General features: G+C 32.5%; 17 protein-coding genes and 1 tRNA gene. 12 read left to right on the top strand and 6 right to left on the bottom strand.

All coding sequences use genetic code 11. From position 1 onward, the window contains the following. The first annotated feature begins 4 nt into the window (after positions 1–4). Complete coding sequence (locus BMZ09_RS08245) at positions 5–1,033, top strand: 1-acyl-sn-glycerol-3-phosphate acyltransferase (RefSeq protein WP_245741118.1); 1,029 nt, start codon at positions 5–7, stop codon at positions 1,031–1,033. 52 nt (positions 1,034–1,085) lie between these two features. On the opposite strand, the gene BMZ09_RS08250 is transcribed toward BMZ09_RS08245, so the two are convergent. Together BMZ09_RS08250 and BMZ09_RS08255 are read right to left on the bottom strand one after the other, a co-directional pair. Beyond that, positions 1,086–1,502 carry a PUR family DNA/RNA-binding protein gene (locus tag BMZ09_RS08250; RefSeq protein ID WP_090839384.1) on the bottom strand — a complete coding sequence of 139 codons (417 nt, stop codon included), beginning with the start codon at positions 1,500–1,502 and terminating at the stop codon, positions 1,086–1,088. Positions 1,503–1,586: 84 nt separating this feature from the next. Beyond that, complete coding sequence (locus BMZ09_RS08255) at positions 1,587–3,329, bottom strand: ABC transporter ATP-binding protein (RefSeq protein WP_090839387.1); 1,743 nt, start codon at positions 3,327–3,329, stop codon at positions 1,587–1,589. Positions 3,330–3,475: 146 nt separating this feature from the next. Here BMZ09_RS08255 and BMZ09_RS08260 point away from each other — a divergent pair, with 146 nt between their 5' ends. From BMZ09_RS08260 to BMZ09_RS08285, 6 genes are all read left to right on the top strand, one after another. Further along, positions 3,476–4,579 carry a Glu/Leu/Phe/Val family dehydrogenase gene (locus BMZ09_RS08260; protein WP_090839389.1) on the top strand — a complete coding sequence of 368 codons (1,104 nt, stop codon included), beginning with the start codon at positions 3,476–3,478 and terminating at the stop codon, positions 4,577–4,579. A gap of 110 nt (positions 4,580–4,689) precedes the next feature. Continuing rightward, complete coding sequence (nusB, locus tag BMZ09_RS08265) at positions 4,690–5,634, top strand: transcription antitermination factor NusB (RefSeq protein WP_232782582.1); 945 nt, start codon at positions 4,690–4,692, stop codon at positions 5,632–5,634. Positions 5,635–5,721: 87 nt separating this feature from the next. Then, positions 5,722–6,219: a DUF1573 domain-containing protein gene (locus BMZ09_RS08270; protein ID WP_090839390.1), complete on the top strand. Its 498-nt coding sequence runs from the start codon at positions 5,722–5,724 to the stop codon at positions 6,217–6,219. Next, positions 6,219–6,515, top strand: coding sequence for a preprotein translocase subunit YajC (gene yajC, locus BMZ09_RS08275; protein WP_090839391.1), 297 nt, complete (start codon positions 6,219–6,221; stop codon positions 6,513–6,515). The genes BMZ09_RS08270 and yajC overlap by 1 nt, the downstream gene beginning before the upstream one ends. A gap of 380 nt (positions 6,516–6,895) precedes the next feature. Next, positions 6,896–9,274, top strand: coding sequence for a TonB-dependent receptor (locus BMZ09_RS08280; RefSeq protein WP_090839393.1), 2,379 nt, complete (start codon positions 6,896–6,898; stop codon positions 9,272–9,274). Positions 9,275–9,460: 186 nt separating this feature from the next. Then, positions 9,461–9,542, top strand: a tRNA-Tyr gene (locus BMZ09_RS08285). A 353-nt stretch (positions 9,543–9,895) separates the two neighbouring features. Here BMZ09_RS08285 and BMZ09_RS08290 read toward each other — a convergent pair. The 4 genes from BMZ09_RS08290 to pepT all read right to left on the bottom strand — a co-directional run bounded on the left by BMZ09_RS08290 (position 9,896) and on the right by pepT (position 13,183). Continuing rightward, positions 9,896–10,291: a hypothetical protein gene (locus tag BMZ09_RS08290; protein WP_090839395.1), complete on the bottom strand. Its 396-nt coding sequence runs from the start codon at positions 10,289–10,291 to the stop codon at positions 9,896–9,898. 111 nt (positions 10,292–10,402) lie between these two features. After that, positions 10,403–10,774: an SET domain-containing protein-lysine N-methyltransferase gene (locus tag BMZ09_RS08295; RefSeq protein WP_090839397.1), complete on the bottom strand. Its 372-nt coding sequence runs from the start codon at positions 10,772–10,774 to the stop codon at positions 10,403–10,405. Between the two features lie 82 nt (positions 10,775–10,856). Then, on the bottom strand, positions 10,857–11,939 hold the full coding sequence (locus BMZ09_RS08300; protein WP_090839398.1) for an L-dopachrome tautomerase-related protein: 1,083 nt from the start codon (positions 11,937–11,939) through the stop codon (positions 10,857–10,859). Between the two features lie 2 nt (positions 11,940–11,941). Continuing rightward, positions 11,942–13,183 carry a peptidase T gene (gene pepT, locus BMZ09_RS08305; protein WP_090839400.1) on the bottom strand — a complete coding sequence of 414 codons (1,242 nt, stop codon included), beginning with the start codon at positions 13,181–13,183 and terminating at the stop codon, positions 11,942–11,944. A 151-nt stretch (positions 13,184–13,334) separates the two neighbouring features. On the opposite strand from pepT, the gene BMZ09_RS08310 reads away from it, so the two are divergent. The 5 genes from BMZ09_RS08310 to BMZ09_RS08330 all read left to right on the top strand — a co-directional run bounded on the left by BMZ09_RS08310 (position 13,335) and on the right by BMZ09_RS08330 (position 18,491). Continuing rightward, positions 13,335–14,369, top strand: a complete 1,035-nt coding sequence (locus tag BMZ09_RS08310; protein WP_090839402.1) for a quinone-dependent dihydroorotate dehydrogenase — start codon at positions 13,335–13,337, stop codon at positions 14,367–14,369. Further along, complete coding sequence (locus tag BMZ09_RS08315; RefSeq protein WP_090839404.1) at positions 14,370–14,996, top strand: LysE family translocator; 627 nt, start codon at positions 14,370–14,372, stop codon at positions 14,994–14,996. 30 nt (positions 14,997–15,026) lie between these two features. After that, positions 15,027–15,890: a hydroxymethylglutaryl-CoA lyase gene (locus BMZ09_RS08320; RefSeq protein WP_090839406.1), complete on the top strand. Its 864-nt coding sequence runs from the start codon at positions 15,027–15,029 to the stop codon at positions 15,888–15,890. Positions 15,891–16,101: 211 nt separating this feature from the next. Continuing rightward, entirely contained in the window at positions 16,102–17,310 is a 1,209-nt protein-coding gene (locus BMZ09_RS08325) for a DUF4856 domain-containing protein (protein WP_090839408.1), read from the top strand. A gap of 86 nt (positions 17,311–17,396) precedes the next feature. Next, entirely contained in the window at positions 17,397–18,491 is a 1,095-nt protein-coding gene (locus BMZ09_RS08330; protein WP_245741119.1) for an imelysin family protein, read from the top strand. Positions 18,492–18,543 lie beyond the last annotated feature (52 nt).

Raw genomic sequence — 18,543 nt, forward strand, 5'->3', positions numbered from 1 at the left:
ATTTTTGAAAAAATTGTGGTTGCATAGTGTTAGGTTGTATATCCAAATTGGATTGTTTTTTTATTATAAAAACATCAGTTTAATAGGTAAAGAAACAATACCTAAAGATCAGCCCGTGTTATTTTTAGGTAATCACCAAAATGCACTATTAGATGCCTTGTTGATCGCTACTAAGTCTGGACGGTTTTGTTATTATTTAACGCGAGCAGCTGTTTTTAAAAAACCTCTGGTTAGTAAACTATTGCAAAGTCTTAATATGCTTCCAGTATATCGTGTCCGTGATGGATGGAGTACTATTGCTAAAAACAAATCAGTATTTAGTACTAGTGTCGGATTATTGCATGACAATCAGGCTATAACTGTTTTTCCGGAAGGGAGTCATAGTTTGGTACGGCGTGTTAGACCGCTTAGTAAAGGATTTACTAGGATTGTACTAGAGTTAAGAGAAAAGCACCCTAATACCGCAGTTAATTTAATTCCAGTAGGGTTTAATTATCAAGAAGCTAAACAAATGGGAAGTTGTGTAGCTCTTGTTTTTGGGCAACCTATAGTGTCTTCGGATTACAATCAATTAAATACAATAGAGGCTACTAAACAAATAAAGGAGGATGTGTTTAATGCAATGTCCAAGTTGACGACTCAAATTCCTGAAGAAAAGTATGATATTGTGTTACAAAAATTAACGGAACGTCAAGTTGATTTTACCGATCCTAAAACGGTCAACCGTTGCATTGCTTCTAATTTTGAAGAGTGTAGCAGTCAGCCTTTAAAAACAGGTGTTTTTAAAGGCGTTTTAAAGCCAGTGGTGTATGCAATATTGTGCTTACCAATACTTGTCTGGAAAAAAGTACTAAAACCTAAAATTAAAGAAGAAGAATTTGAGTCAACCTTTAGGTTTGCGGTCTGTTTGACATTAGTGCCCTTTTGGATGCTTTTATTGTTTTGTATTACAATTAGTAGCTTTGGGTTAGTGTCGGGACTTGTTGGTTTAATATCAAGCTTACTATTATTCTTGGTTTATAATAAAGCATAAAAAAAGCCTTTTCTAATTACAGAAAAGGCTTTTTTTATGCTTTTAGTATGGATTAGATATCATCAAAATCTACATCTGTAAATCTACTTTCTGCACCTGTTGCGTTTTCAGTAGTTTCAGTAACAGGAATGGCTTCTGTAGTTGCTTCTGGTTTTGGTGTATCGTATTCTCTTTTAAAATCTTTTTGGTGACGTTCGCTTATAACTTCATCTCCTTTTTCGTTGATGATATAATCTGTCATTTCCTTTAAGATTTCATTAAACTCGTTAAAATCTTCTTTGTATAAATAGATCTTATGTTTTTTATAATGAAATGATCCGTCGTCATTTGTAAACTTTTTACTTTCAGTAATCGTCAAATAGTAATCGTCTGCTTTTGTCGCTCTTACATCAAAAAAGTAAGTTCGTCTTCCGGCTCTTAAAACTTTCGAAAAAATCTCTTCCTTCTCCATCATCTCGTTATTATGCATAATACTAGTTTTGTGTTGTTAGTTAATTCTCTCTCAAAAATCAAGAAAAAAGTTGAATGTCACAACATTTTAATACAAATATTTTTACTTAGTTGTTTTTAAATACAACTCTTTATAATAGCCATCTATGGTAATAAGCTGATTATGTGTTCCGGATTGTACTATCTGTCCATCGTCTAAAACAATTATTTGATCTGCATTTTTAGCAGAAGAAATTCTGTGACTAACAATTATGGTTGTTTTGTCTTTAGTAATCGTTTTTAGATTAGTTAAAATTTTCTCTTCAGTTTCTGTGTCAACAGCTGATAAACAGTCGTCAAATAGCATGATTTCAGGTTTCTTGATAATTGCTCTAGCTATGGAAACGCGTTGTTTTTGTCCTCCTGATAAAGTAATACCACGTTCTCCTAAAACAGTGTTGTATTGTTTTTTAAACTTGACTATGTTTTTATGTACTTGTGCTAGTTTTGCAGCTTCAATAACCTCCTCATCTGTTGCGTTTTCTTTTCCAAACTTGATGTTATTATTAATACTGTCACTAAACAAAAAGGCGTCTTGTGGCACATAACCTGTGGCATCACGCAGGCTGTATAAATTTAAATCTTGGATTGGTGTATTGTCAATTAAAATTTCGCCTTTATTAACATCATATAGACGTCCAACTAAATCTAAAATAGTAGATTTTCCAGAACCGGTTTTACCAATAATAGCTAGCGTTTCTCCAGAGTTAACTTTAAAACTAACATCTTTTAAGGCTTGTATATTAGTATCGTCATAAGTAAAGGATACATGTTTAAACTCAATATCACCTTTTATGTTAGACGCTGTTGGTGTGTTATTTTGTATTTCGGGTTCTGTCTTTAAAAACTCATTAATACGTTTTTGAGAAGCTTCTGCTTCCTGCACTATTGAGGTTACCCAACCTACAGTAGCTACTGGCCATGTTAGTAAGTTGACGTACATTATAAACTCAGAGATGGTCCCTAAGCTAATCTCTCCATTCATGTACTGTTTTCCACCAATATAAATAACTAACACGTTACTTAATCCTATTAGTAAAATCATCATTGGAAAAAATAAAGCTTGTATTTTGACTAGATTAAGTTGCTTTTCTTTGCTAGTTTCTGATAACTCATTAAAGTTAGCAGATGTCTGGGGCTCTATTCCGTAGGCTTTTATAACAGAAATGCCACTAAACGTTTCTTGAGAAAACGTTGATAATTTAGATAAATACTGTTGTACAATGGTACTACGCTTGTGTATTTCTGAGCTTATTTTGTAAATTATTATTGACAAAATAGGTAAAGGAATAATAGTATATAAAGTTAATAAAGGGGCTTGTTTAAACATAAAAACAAGCGCAACTATAAATAAAGTTAAGGTGTTTATACTATACATAATGGCAGGACCTGCGTACATGCGTACTTTTCCAACATCCTCGCTAATACGGTTCATTAAATCTCCCGTTCTGTTTTTCTTATAAAAGTTAAGAGACAGTTTTTGGTATTGTTGATAGATTTCGTTTTTTAAATCAAACTCAATATATCGTGACACGTTAATAATTGTTTGACGCATCCAGAAGGTAAGTATACCAGATAAGACAGCAGAGCCTACTAAAAACAAGATGTATTTTAGTAATTTGGCTTTATACGTGACTTCACTAGTTTCAGGGTTTTGTAGTTGATCGTTGACTACATCTATAATTGAACCAATAAATTTTGGAACAAAAACAGTAAATAATTTAGAAACTATAGTAATTAAAACACCAATTATTATTTGTGTTTTATATTTGTAAAAATACTTGTTAAGATGTTGTAGTTCTTTCATTTAAATGACAACGTAGTTTTAGAAAGTTTTTAACAATTTCACATTTTAACATGCTAATTATTGTTTTAATATTAATTATAAGCTAATTTCGCGCATTGATTTTACAAATAATGTAATATCTATGTATTAAATTAAATGTTTACTAAATGGTTTCAGAATTAATCAATACCAATCAACTATCAAAAGCAGATCCTGTTTTTGGACAATTATCTTTCGATAATCACGAACAAGTCGTTTTTTGCAACGACAAAGATACAGGATTAAAAGCAATAATTGGAATACATAACACAGTTTTAGGACCTGCATTAGGAGGTACTAGAATGTGGCAATATGCTAATGAGTGGGAAGCACTTAATGATGTATTACGTTTATCTAGAGGGATGACTTTTAAGTCAGCTATTACAGGTCTAAACCTAGGTGGTGGAAAAGCTGTTATTATAGGTGATGCCAAAACACAAAAAACGCCAGAATTAATGAAGCGTTTTGGAGAGTTTGTGCATAGCTTAAGCGGAAGATACATTACTGCAGAAGATGTAGGAATGGAAACTGCAGATATGGATTTAGTTAGAGAAGTAACACCTTATGTTACTGGAATATCTGAAGACAAAGGTGGTGCAGGAAACCCATCCCCAATTACAGCATACGGTGTATTTATGGGAATGAAAGCTGCTGCTAAATATAAGTTTGGAACAGATGTTTTAGAAGATAAAACTGTAATTGTACAAGGGATTGGACATGTTGGTGAGTCTTTAGTAGAGCATTTAACAAACGATGGTGCTAAAGTAATTATTGATGATATTAACGAAGCGCGTCTTGCTGCAATAAGCAAAAAGTACGGGGCTTCAATTTATAAAGGAAGTAATGTATATGCAGAGGATGTAGATATCTACGCACCGTGTGCATTAGGCGCAACAATTAACGATAACACAATTAACTCAATCAGAGCTAAAGTTATTGCTGGAGCAGCAAACAACCAATTAGCAGACGAGATTAAGCATGGTCGTATATTACAAGAAAAAGGAATTGTTTACGCACCAGACTTTTTAATTAATGCTGGAGGAATTATTAATGTTTATGCTGAGTTAGAAAACTACGGTAAACAAGAAATAATGAGAAAGACAGAAAATATTTATAATACGACGTTGGAAATCTTGAATAACGCTGAAACTAATGATGTTACAACACATCAAGCAGCTTTAGATATAGCTTTAGGTAGAATTGAAGCTAGAAAAAAAGAAAATCAGCAATAGATATTACTAAAATAGACTATTTTTGCAGGGCGGAAGTGAAAACTTTCGCCCTTTTTAATTAATATAAAAAAGTATTTCAAACTAATTGAAATCTAAAGTTCTTTGTAAATATGCTAAGTAGAAGACATATCCGTGTTAAAGTAATGCAAGTATTGTACGCATTTAATGGTACAGAAAGTGATGATTTTTCAAAAGATCAAAAATTTTTATTATACAGTATAGATAACATGTATAGCCTTTATTTAATGATTTTGTCATTAATGATAGAGGTTAATAAAAAATCTAAAACCCAATTAGAGACCATTCAAAAGAAGCATTTAGCAACTCCAGAAGAAAAGAATCCCAACAAAAAATTTATAAACAATCAAGTATTACAGCTTATTGCTAATAACGAGGCTTTAAAAATAGCTTTCGCGAATAACAATATTAATAATTGGCAATTAGATAACGAGTATGTAGACGTTATTTATAAAGCAATTATTGCTAGTGACTTGTATAAGGAATACATGCAAACTAAAACCTCTACTTTTAAAGAAGACAGAGATTTTATTGTAGATGTGTTTAAGGATATTATTGCTCCAAACGAAAAACTATACGATTATATCGAAGATAAAAACTTAACGTGGTTAGATGATTTACCAACGGTTAATACTTCAATATTAAAATTGTTACGTAAAATCAAGGAGTCTTCTGACGAGCGTTTTTTAACGCCGCAATTATATAAGGATATCGAAGACAAACAATACGCGATTAACTTGTTTAAAAAAACATTGTTAAATCAAACTAAAATTGGTCAAGAGATTTCTGATAAAACTAAAAATTGGGATACAGAACGTATTGCAAGTTTGGATATGGTATTATTAAAAATGGCCATTTGCGAGCTTAAAGAGTTTCCATCTATACCTACTAAAGTCACAATTAACGAATATTTAGAGATTTCTAAAGAGTACTCTACACCAAAAAGTAGTATTTTTATCAATGGTATTTTAGATAAAATATTAAAAGAGTACCAAGAGGACGGAAAACTAAATAAAATTGGTCGAGGATTGATGTAGTAAAAAAATATTATTATTTTTGACAGACCAAATATTATCTAACGGAAGTCTAAACATTTAGACTTGAACAAATTTAAAATAAGTATTATGAAAAAAGTATTGATTCTATTAAGTGCAGTATGCTTAATCAGCTTAACATCATGTAAGCAAAATGCAGCAGCTAAAATTGACCCAAGCAATGTTACAGCAGCAGCAGAAAGAGACGCTAAATCTAACAAATTACCAGTAATTACTTTTGATAAAAAAGAGCATGACTTTGGTCAGATTGTATCAGGTACTCCTCAAGAAACAGTGTTTTCTTACACTAATACTGGAGAAGCACCTTTAGTAATTACAGATATTAAAAGTACTTGTGGATGTACAGTACCTCAAGATTGGTCAAGACAACCATTAGCAGTTGGAGAGTCTGATAAATTTACAGTTAAATTTAACGGTAAAGGAGCTAACAAAACATCTAAAGTAATTAACATTACTGCTAACACTTCTACAGGTAAAGAATCTGTAAAAATTACAGCATTTATTACTCCAGATCCTAATGCAGCTTCAAAAGGTGCAAATACTAACTTAGGACCGGTTATTCAATAATGGAGAGTCTTAACGGAATTTTACCAATAGTAGCAATGATTGCTGTTGTGTATTTCTTAATGATTGCACCACAGATGAAACGTGCTAAAAAAGAAAAAGCATTTGCTGCGGAATTAAAACGTGGTGATAAAGTAATTACTAAAAGCGGTATGCACGGTAAAGTTGCAGAGCTTAACGATAAAGACAATAGTTGTATTATAGAAACTATGTCTGGAAAGCTTAAGTTTGATCGTTCTGCCATTTCTATGGAAATGAGCGCAGCGTTAAACAAGCCAGCTGCAGAGTTAAAAAAGTAAACATTACTCTAAAATATATTTAAAAGGCGACCATTTGGTCGCCTTTTTATGTTTGATATTTTTTTAATAAATTAATGTAGGACGTTTTTTTAGCTTAAATAATCTATTGTCAGTGTCTAAATCATGTTTGATTTGAAGTTTATTAATTATTGCTGGGAGTTGGCTAGATACACTTGTGGAATTTCTTTTTTTATAATGACTCTAAGCTTGTATTAAGCCTTCACTAATTTTTGTATTTGCAGGTGTTCTTCTCCGTTCCTCTATTTATTTATAAATCAATCTTATAGAATATTTTATTTAGATTTAGTCTAAATAAACTTTGTTAACTTAATTGTGCTCTGTATATTTGCGCTTTATTTATAACAAATCTAAATAGCGTCATGTTTAAAAATTTAAGTTTTATATTAATATTAGTGGTCCAACTATCTTTTGGACAGTCTAAAATTACTGGAGTAGTAACTAACAATTCAAATGAAAAGATGCCTTTCGCCACGGTTTTATTAGAAGAGGTTAACTCTGGTGTAGCAGCAGATATGAATGGTGTTTTTATCTTTGATAATATAAAAGAAGGTAGTTACACTGTCAAAGTATCTTCTGTTGGATACAGGTCAGTTAAACAATTAGTGAAAATAGGTAGTAACGAAACTAAATACTTATCGTTTAAACTACAATACAATGGAGATTTGGATGAAGTTGAAGTTTTTGGTAGTCGTTTTACCCACCCAGATAAAATTGAAGCCTTAACTAGACTACCTCTTGAACCTTATGAGCAAATTCAGAGTATTTCTATTATTTCTGAAAAAGTAATTGAACAACAAGGAAACTTAACTATTGCAGATGCAGTAAAAAATGTGCCAGGAGTATATACATTTGCTACTTATGGAAATAAAAGAGAAAGTATGTCTTCTCGTGGATTTAGAGGTATTCCTGTTTTGAAAAATGGTGTTAGAGTGCATTCTGATTTTCGAGGACAAGGTATTCTTACAGATATGCAAGGTGTTGATAACATTCAAGTATTAAAAGGTGCAGCATCCGTAACACAAGGTGTAGCTACAGATTTAGGAAGTCCGGGTGGAATAATTAATATAGTAACTAAAACACCTAAATATGAATTTGGTGGTAATGTTGCTGTAAGAGGAGGTAGTTTTGGTCAAGCCAGAACTACGTTTGATGTCTATGGTCCAATAACTACGTCAAAAACTACAGCATTTAGATTAAATGGAGCATTAGAGCGTGCTGATAGTTATAGAGATGGTGTAACCTCTGATCGTTTTTATATTAATCCTTCTTTCCAATGGAAGGCTGATGATAAGACTACTATAACTTTTGAAATGGATTATTTTGAAGATAGTAGAACGCCAGATCTTGGAACTGTTAACCTTGGAGATAATGATCAAAATTTAATTTATGATTTGCCTTACGATCAATTTTTAGGTTTCGAGGATGATAAATCATTAACCACTAATACAACTTATGCTGTACGATTTGATAGAGAGTTAACTGATAAATTAAGCCTTAAAGGGGCTTATTATAAATCAACTTTAGATTTAGATGATAAAGGGGCAAGTTTAGGTAGAGTCGTTAGTGATGTGGATGGAAATACTATTTTTAATCAAAAATCTAGAGGGTATTCTGTATCTACTAGGGCAGATGACAATAGTGTAATACAATTTGATGTAGTTGGTGATGAAGTTAAAACAGGAGCTTTATCTCATACCTTTCAGGTGGGTTTTGACTACCGCACAAGTAGCTATAATACAACATCACAAATTGTTTCCGTAATTGATACAATAGACGTCTTTACAAGTAATACTAGTAAATTACCAACAGATATTTCACTTTCTGCGCAATCAGCATTAGCGGGTGAGTCTAAAGCATTTGGTTTTGTTGCTCAAGATGTGATTACTTTTAATAAGTACTTAAAAGGATTTTTTGGACTCCGTTATAGTAAAACAAGAACAATAACAGCAACTCAAACTACAGAAAGCGATGCCTTTAATCCATTGGGAGGAATTATTATATCACCTTTAAAAAATATAAATGTATTTGCTTCCTACACTAATAGTTCTTACCCAAGAACTGGTACAAGATTAGATGTTAATGGTAACGAATTAGGAAATGAACGTTATGACCAATTTGAAACCGGAATTAAAACCAATTGGTTAAATAGTAGATTACGTTTTAACTTAACTTATTTTAAAATAAACAATAAGGATATTAATCTTCCTGTCTATAATGTTAATTGGGAAGAAACTGGTTACTATGCAAAAGGCGGTAATGATGAAAGAAAGGGAGTTGAAATCGAGTTAAGTGGTCGTATTTTGGATAACTTAGAGGTTATTACTGGTTACTCTTACATTGATGCGCAATATAAAGAGCACACCTCTTATGTCTATGGATCGGCACCATTAAACACACCAAAACACACTTTTAATATCTATGCCAATTACAGTTTTAAACAACAACTTCAAGGTTTGTCTGTTGGAGGTGGAGTTTATTACACAGGAGCACGTCCTATTAATGACTGGAGCTCAGGCGCTATAACCCACCAAGGTATTGTTCCAAATCAAAAGCCTTTTAATGTGGAGGCATACACTCAGGTTAATACTCAAGTAGCTTATAATTTAGATAACCATTGGAATTTTAGAGTATTGGTTAATAATGTCTTTGATTCTATTGGATACAATGCCTACAGGACAAGCTATATAAACCAAACAGATCCAAGAAATTTTGCAGGAGTTTTAACCTACAAATTTTAAGTAAATTTAATTAGAATTGAAAAGCGCAACACTAATTATGTTGCGCTTTTTTTTAGTTTGGTATATTTATTTGAGAAAAAAATTACGCTAACTAATTAAAAATCAATAGAGGAAAAAAAAGCGATTAAAAACAGTTCTTTTTTGCTTGTTATATACTAAAAGTTAGTATATATTTGTGCCAGCTTAGGGGAGATACTCAAGCGGCCAACGAGGGCAGACTGTAAATCTGCTGACTACGTCTTCGCAGGTTCGAATCCTGCTCTCCCCACAGAAACAGTAAAAGCCTTCTTATTTAAGAAGGCTTTTTTTATGCATTAAATTTAGAGTTTGCTTTTGAGTTTTGTTTAGCGGAATTATAAAAGTGGTGTGATACATTACATCTTTTAATCTTTATTAGAAGCAGAAGCGTATTTATTTTAAATAGAAAAAGCCAAAACAAATCTGTTTTGGCTTTTTTTATTGTAAGCATGGTTTTATCAACGCACGCTAGCTTATGTTTGATGTATTAACGTAATAGTCTAATCTGAATATAATAGTAGCATAAAGCTAGTAAAAACACACAGTTTTATCTATCTGTTTAGAGATAGAAAGTAAAGGCTAAAAAAAAACTAGAGCTTAGGCCTAGTTTTCAGTTAATACTTTTTTGAAATATTTTAAATCTAATATGTTCATGCTGTTATCAAGGTTTCTGATAAGCGAAATCACATATTTAAGACTTTCAATTTGATCTATTTCTACAGTTTCAACTTCAGCTTCTTCTGTTTCTTCAGTGTCTTCCTCAGTATCAGTATCTTCTTCAAGAGGAGAATCTTCTGGTATAGCTATTAAAAAAGAATCATTCTCTTCAATATGCTCGTAAGTATAACGAAGTACTTTTACAGCAAGAGGCACTTCTTTCTCTATAGCGTAAGTTCTTAATTCTTTAATGTCATCAATCAATGTATCTGAAGTAATACCTGTAGCATCTAGGTTTTTCAGAATACGGTCTATTAGCGTAATTGCTTTTTTATTTTCCAAAGGGCAAAATTATAATATGATTAGTTACTTCGAATTGCAAATTTAATTTTTTTTGTCCTTACGGGAAATCAATTGCAGATGTTTATTTCAATTATTTTTAATGGCTGTAAATCATTGGTGCTTTTTCCAATAGGGTTTACCATAACCACAAAAAATTTCGGATCCAGATTTTATACGTTTAGTTGCTATTATACAAACATTGCCATCATCATCTAATCCAATTTTGGCATTGTTTTTAAAGGGACTATTCGAGGTCCCTTTAGTGTCATTTGCATATTTAGCAAAACAGTGGGTATGCATGCTATCCATTATACTTCCATCTAATAAATTAATAAAATAACGGTCGTGGTTTTGTTTTGCTCTTTTGTCTGCTTCAACCGCATCAATTATTTCGCCTTTAAAAAGCGAAATAATCTCATGCTTGTATATGTCTATAACCGTAAATAAACCACTGCCAGCTTCAAGTATTTGCGAGGGGTGCACATAAAGATAATCTTCCTCTAAACCTTCAATGGTATTGTTTTGTGTGGTATCCGTTTTGATAATGATAGTCTTAAATAAGTAATTACTCTGTTATGGCTAATTTATTAACCTGAAATGTCATGGTTGGAATAGGTCCCGTAATGTCGTTAATACGTGAATTGGTATAGTACAAATCACCATTATAAATACTAAAAGTATCAGCCCAACGTACCATATCACCTTTGGCTATAGTTGTTGTTTTACCGTTTAAATCTCTTTTTAAAATGGCATTGTTTTCTAAATCGGCATAGTAAAGATTACCAAATTGGTCAAAAATCATTCCGTCAGGTGCAGCAGTTTTATCTACAACTTCTACAGCAGCTTCTATATCTTCCGTCGTACCATTAATTAAAACAGCTGTTGACACTGCGTATAACGTATATCCGGTTAATGCATGAAAATACAATGTATCATCTATTTGGTTTAAAGCAATACCGTCAGAATGTACGGTGTTTACCCATTGTTTACCATTTATAGTTAAATGATCCGTTTCGGCAGTTGTAGAAACATGATCTGTTAATACACGTTTAAATGTTCCGTTTTCCAAATTCAAAATTAATAAACCTGCGTGTCCCGAATCTGTAAAGTAAGCAACCTTATTTTTACGATCGATACGGACATCATTGATATATGAATCTTTAAAAAACACATCGTTTGGTAACGTGTACGTTTGTGTTAGACTATCATTTTCTAAATTGAAAACAAATAATTTTGGATTAGATAAAACGCCTTTAAAAAACGGGTTTCTAGTATCTACTACAAATAATTCGTTTTGAGAAACAACAACAGATTGCACTGCAACAAAAGTAGTATTTGTTAGAGGGGTGTCAGGAGTCCAGCTATTCCAACTTTCATTTGGAAAAGGAATAGATTCGCCATTCACCACTTCTGTAACCGAATGTTTTACTGTCGGTCTCCATCTAGGAAAATTAACAAATACACGTCCCGCTTGACTTACAGAAACACCTGTAACTTGTTGGCCAGTAAATTCTGCAACCTTTGTAATAGTTGCTAATTTTTCTGATGTAGTACTTGTTTCTGTTGTTACAGGATTAGTTTGTTTTGTCTCTTTTTTGCATGCAATACAGCTTATAACCAAAGCCGATAATACTAATAGTTTTTTCATTATTATTTGTTTTTCTCTGCTGTAATTTCACAAATTTTACAAATCACTTCCGTTGCTTTAATCATACTTTCAACAGGAACATACTCATAACGACCATGAAAATTATGTCCTCCAGCAAAGATGTTTGGACAAGGTAAGCCCATATAGCTTAATTGTGATCCATCTGTACCACCACGAATGGCTTTGATAAGCGGTTTGATATTTAATTGCTTCATAGCTTCTTCTGCAATATCAACAATGTGCATTACAGGTTCCACTTTTTCTTTCATATTAAAATATTGATCCTTAATCTCGATAGTTACTACTTCTCTTTCATATTGTGCATTAAGCTCATCAGTTAGCTTTTGCATCATTTCTTTTCTAGCTTCAAAATGACCTAAATCGTGATCTCTAATTATGTATTCTAATACTGTTTCTTCAACTTCTCCAGATATAGAGTACAGGTGAAAAAAACCTTGGTAACCTTCCGTATGTTCCGGTGTTTCTAATCTTGGTAACGAGTTGATAAACTCTGTAGCGATGTACATGGAGTTGACCATTTTTCCTTTAGCATAACCAGGGTGTACAATTTTTCCTTTTACTTTTACAACCGCTCCTGCAGCATTAAAGTTTTCGTATTCTAATTCTCCAATTTGACTACCATCCATTGTGTAAGCCCAATCTGCACCAAATTTTTCAACATCAAATTTATGCGCACCACGACCAATTTCTTCGTCAGGTGTAAAACCAACTCTAATTTTTCCGTGTTTGATTTGTGGATTAGCCACAAGATATTCCATTGCCGAAATAATCTCTGTAATTCCAGCCTTGTCATCTGCACCTAAAAGTGTTGTTCCGTCTGTAGTAATTAATGTTTGACCTTTGTATAATAGTAAGTCTTCAAAATAATCTGGAGACAACACAATATTTTCTTCTTTGTTTAAAATAATGTCTTCACCATCGTACTTATCAATAATTTGAGGTTTAACATTAGCACCTGTAAAATCAGGAGTCGTATCAAAATGCGAAATAAACCCAATAGTTGGTACGTCATGAGCAACATTACTAGGTAAAGTTGCCATTATATAAGCATGCTTATCTATAGTGACCTCTTCTAGACCAATAGCTTTTAGCTCTTCTACTAACGCATTGGCTAAATCCCATTGTTTAGCAGTACTTGGTGTAGTGTCACTTGCTGGATCAGACTCAGTATCCACAGTTACGTAACCTACAAATCTTTTAATTATATCTTCTTTTGAAATCATTTTGTTGTGATTTTATACGTTTTGTATTCCTTTGAAAGGTTAAGCTAAATTAAATTATTTAACCGTACGTCAAAGTTACGATTATTAAGTTTTTTAGCTTTTGAATTGCTCAATTTTTTAATTAGAATTACTTTTGTGCAAACCTATTACAATGTACAAATCCCTTTTAAGACCTTTCTTTTTTAGTTTCGATCCTGAAAAGATTCATCATTTCACGTTTTCATTAGTAAAAGTGACTTCTAAGATTCCTGGTATGGCATCGTTATATAGACGTTTATATACTATTGAAGACCCTAAGCTAGAACGTAAGCTTTTCGGTTTAACCTTTAAAAATCCAGTAGGATTAGCAGCCGGTTTTGATAAAAATGCGGTGTTGTATAATGAATTAGCAAACTTTGGTTTCGGTTTTATTGAGATAGGTACTGTGACTCCAAAAGGCCAAGCGGGTAATCCTAAAAAACGTCTCTTTAGATTAAAAGACGACCAAGGGATTATTAACAGAATGGGCTTTAATAACGAAGGTTTAGAACAAGCTATCGTTCAGCTTAAAAAAAATAAAGGAAAACTTATTATCGGTGGTAATATTGGAAAAAACACACAGACTAAACCTGAAGATTATACCAAAGATTATCTAGAGTGTTTTAACGGTTTACATCCCTACGTAGATTATTTTGTACTTAATGTAAGTTGCCCAAATGTTGGGAGTCATGCTAAGTTAAATGATAAGGATTATTTGTTAGAATTAATTGGTACCGTTCAAAAGGCTAATAAGACTTTTGCTAAACAGAAGCCCATCTTACTTAAAATAGCTCCAGATTTAAATGACATACAATTAGACGAAATTATTGCGCTAATTGCCGAGACTAATTTGGATGGTGTGATTGCAAGTAATACGTCTGTAGATCGTTCTAATTTAAAAGCTTCCGCAGAACGTTTAGCAGAAATAGGTAATGGTGGTGTAAGTGGACAACCGGTTAAAGAAAAATCAACAAAGGTTATCAAGTATCTAGCGGATAAAAGCAATAAAGCATTTCCTATTATTGGAGTAGGAGGTATCCACTCGGCACAAGATGCTTTAGACAAGATACATGCAGGTGCTGATTTGGTACAGATTTACACAGGGTTTATTTATGAAGGACCAAGCTTAATAAAAAAGATAAATAAAGCTATTTTAAACAAGAGTTAAATGAATTACGAAATCCTGTTTAGTTTTATATTTGCTACTGTAGCCTTGTCTTTTTCTCCAGGTCCAGATAATATTTACGTATTAATGCAAAGTATTACTAACGGTCGTAAATATGGATTAGCCACGGTTTGTGGTTTAATTTCTGGCTGTTTATTGCATACCACGTTAGTTGCGTTTGGTGTGTCGGCAATAATTAAAGAAAGCGATACTTTGTTTTTTGCAATCAAAGCTTTAGGTGCTTTGTACTTATTATATTTAGCTTATAAAGTCTATAAAAGCGATGCTAAAGTCTCATTAGGTAGTGCGGCTGTCCCTAAAAAAAGCTTAGGACAATTATATAAGCAAGGGGTGATCATGAATGTTTTAAATCCTAAAGTCTCTATTTTCTTTCTGGCTTTTTTCCCAGCTTATTTATATAGTGATACCATAAGCACGGTGACACAGTTTTATGTTTTGGGATTGATTTTTATGGCGACTTCATTTATTGTATTTGCATTAATCGCAATTTTAGCCGGTTTTATTTCTGATTATTTAAAACAAAGTAAAAATATTGGGTTGGTTTTAAAGTGGTTACAGATTGTAGTCTTTATTGGGATTGCTATTTTTATATTCCTTTCAGAAAAATAACCTACTTTTATACAAGAATTTAAATCACAAATGTCAAATCAGGTTAAAGTTATAGAATGTCCAAGAGATGCCATGCAAGGCATTAAACAGTTTATACCTACAGCACAAAAAATACAATATATCCAATCTATACTTCGTGTAGGGTTTGATACTATTGACTTTGGTAGTTTTGTATCACCTAAAGCTATTCCGCAAATGGTGGATACAGCAGAGGTCTTGTCAAAATTGGATTTAAGTCAAACTACTAGTAAATTATTATCTATTGTAGCAAATTCTCGTGGCGCAGCAGAAGCTTGTAAACATCCCGAAATTGACTATTTAGGCTATCCATTTTCTATCTCAGAAAATTTTCAAATGCGTAATACGCATAAAACTATAGCACAGTCTATAGTATTACTTCAAGATATTTTAAACCAAGCAGATGCAGCTAATAAAGAGGTTGTTGTCTATATATCTATGGGCTTTGGTAATCCTTACGGGGATCCTTGGAATGTTGATATTGTTGGAGAGTGGACTGAGCGTTTAAGCAAAATGGGTGTTAAAATCTTATCTTTAAGTGATACCGTTGGGACTTCTAATCCAGAAAATATAAAGTACTTATTTTCTAATTTAATACCCCATTACAAAGACATCGAGTTTGGAGCACACCTGCATACAACACCAGATACGTGGTTTGAAAAAGTAGATGCAGCATATTTGGCAGGTTGTAAACGTTTTGATGGTGCAATCCAAGGTTTTGGAGGGTGCCCTATGGCAAAAGACGATCTTACAGGTAATATGCCAACAGAGAAAGTATTATCTTATTTAACAGCTAAAAAGGTTAATAATTTAAATGCAATGTCTTTTGAAAGTGCTTATAATGAAGCCTCTAAGATATTCAAAGCTTACCATTAATTTTTCTTTTATTGTTTCTTTCAATTAAATTGAAAGAATTTTAACGTTACTTAACTTGTAGTTAGTCAACGTGTTAAATAACTTTTGTGTTTTTTATTTAAATTTAGTCTAAATAAACTTGCGTAAATTAGTTTTGGTTTTTAAATTTGCATCAAAATTACAAATCTATTTGTAATTAGTCTAAATAACAATAAGAACAAAAATACAAAACATGAAAAAATTTGCATTCGGATTAGCAGCATTAGCCACATTAGCTTTAACCTCTTGCTCAAGTGATGATGATGGTGGAAGTACAGTAATAATAGATAGCGTTACAGCTCCAGATACTTATGTATTTGAAAGAGACGCAGCAAGTACTGTTAGTTTTGGAGGACAAACAACACGTATACAAATGGCTCAAGAAATTGTGTCTGGTTTGGTTAATACTAGTAATACAGAATTAGTTTTGGATAATATGTTTGCACATGTAGCTGATGCTAACGATTTTACTGATGCAGATCTTAATGCTTCAGATAAAAGCGTTAGAAGTAAAGTAGCAGCATCAACAGATTATTTTGCAGCTAATACAACAGATGCAAATACAATCAAATCAACAATGGATGGTTATATCCAATCTCAGGTAAATGATGTATTTCCAAATTGGGCAACAACTGCAACATCAGGTGTAGCAGGTCAAATACAACAAGCAGGTGGTGGATCTATCCGTTACGTTAACGCAAAAGGTTTAGAGTATAACCAAGCATTTGCTAAAAGTTTAATTGGCGCTTTAATGGTAGACCAAATTTTAAACAACTATTTAAGTACAGCAGTTTTAGATGCAGGAGATAATGTTGCAAATAACGATGCTGATGTTTTAGATGGTACCAATAGTTATACAACAATGGAACACAAGTGGGATGAAGCTTATGGTTACTTATATGGTAACGAAGACAACCCAGCTGTACCAGTATACGAAGCAGATAAGTTTTTAAGCGAGTATGTTGCTAAAGTAGACGGAGATTCAGATTTTTCTGGAATTGCAATGGATATTTACAAAGCATTTAAATTAGGTCGTGCTGCAATTGTTGCTAAAAACTATGACGTACGTGATGCACAAGCTGAAATTATTAAAGCTAAAATTTCTGAAGTAATTGCAGTAAGAGGTATCTACTACTTACAACAAGGTAAAGCTAATTTAGGTACAGATATGGCATCAGCTTTTCATGCTTTATCAGAAGCTTATGGGTTTATCTATAGCTTACAGTTTACAAGAAAGCCAGGTACAACACAACCTTACTTAACAAAAACAGAAGTAGAAGCACTTACAAGTCAGTTAATGACAGGAAATGGTTTCTGGGATGTTACACCAGCAACATTAGATGCTATTTCTGATACAATTTCTGCAGAGTTTGACTTTACAACAGTTCAAGCAGGAAGTTAATAATTAACATATATTTAAATAGAAGACGTTGTGCATTAAACGTCTTCTATTGTTATTTTTGCACATTGAAAAGAAAATTGATAATTATGAAAAAGTTAGTTTACATTTTTACATTAATGTTAGTCGTAGTGGCTTGTACAGAATCTGATGATACAGGTAGTGGTACAAGTAACTCTGATGACTATAATAGGGTTGCAATGCAAACCAATTTAGCAGATAATATAATTATTCCAAGACTTCAAGACTTAAAATCAAGTTTAGAAACCTTGACTACTGTTGGTACTACTTTTACAGCTGCACCAGATCAGACTAGTTTAGATAATTTAAGAGCTGCTTTTGTTAGTGCCTATAAAGACTGGCAATTAGTGGAGCCTTTTAATATCGGTCAAGCCGAAGTTATGCTTTACGGTTTTCAAATGAATGTGTATCCAACAACAACTGAAGATATTGAAGCAAATATTGCTAATGGTACTTATGATTTGTCCGCGGTTGGAAATAATGATGCAGTAGGTTTTCCTGCGGTAGATTATATGTTACATGGTATAGCTGCTACAGATGCAGATATCTTAATTAAGTATGCGGATGCAAATTACAAAACATACTTAACAGATTTAATTGCACAAATGAATAGTTTAACACAAACCGTGTTATCTGATTGGACTGGTAATTATAGAGATGTATTTGTTAACAGTACAGAAAACACTGTTTCAAGTGCCGTAAATAAGTTTATTAATGACTATATTTTCTATTTTGAAAAAGGGTTACGTGCTAATAAATTTGGTATTCCTGCAGGTGTATTTTCTTCAGGCCCTTTAGCGGATAAAGCAGAAGCTATTTTTAACGGAACAATCTCTAGAGATTTAGCAATTATTGCGCTAGATAATGTTCAGAATATCTTTAATGGTCAGGCAACAAATGCGTCTGCAACAGGAGAAGGTTTTTATAAATACCTAGTAGCTTTAGACAGAACAGATTTAGCAACATTAATTAATACAAGAATTGATGATGCTAGACAAAAAATACAAGTTTTAAATGCGGATTTAAAAACGCAAGTAGAAACTGACAATACAAAAATGACTGAAGCTTACGATGCGTTACAACTAGTAGTTGTGTCTTTTAAAGTAGACATGTTACAAGCGTTTAATGTAAGTGTGGATTACGTAGATGCAGACGGAGATTAATATTAAATAACACTAATTTATTAAAGGTTGATTTAAAAGAGTCAACCTTTTT

Origin of the sequence: Olleya namhaensis (genome assembly GCF_900114005.1) — a bacterium.
GTDB lineage: Bacteria > Bacteroidota > Bacteroidia > Flavobacteriales > Flavobacteriaceae > Olleya > Olleya namhaensis.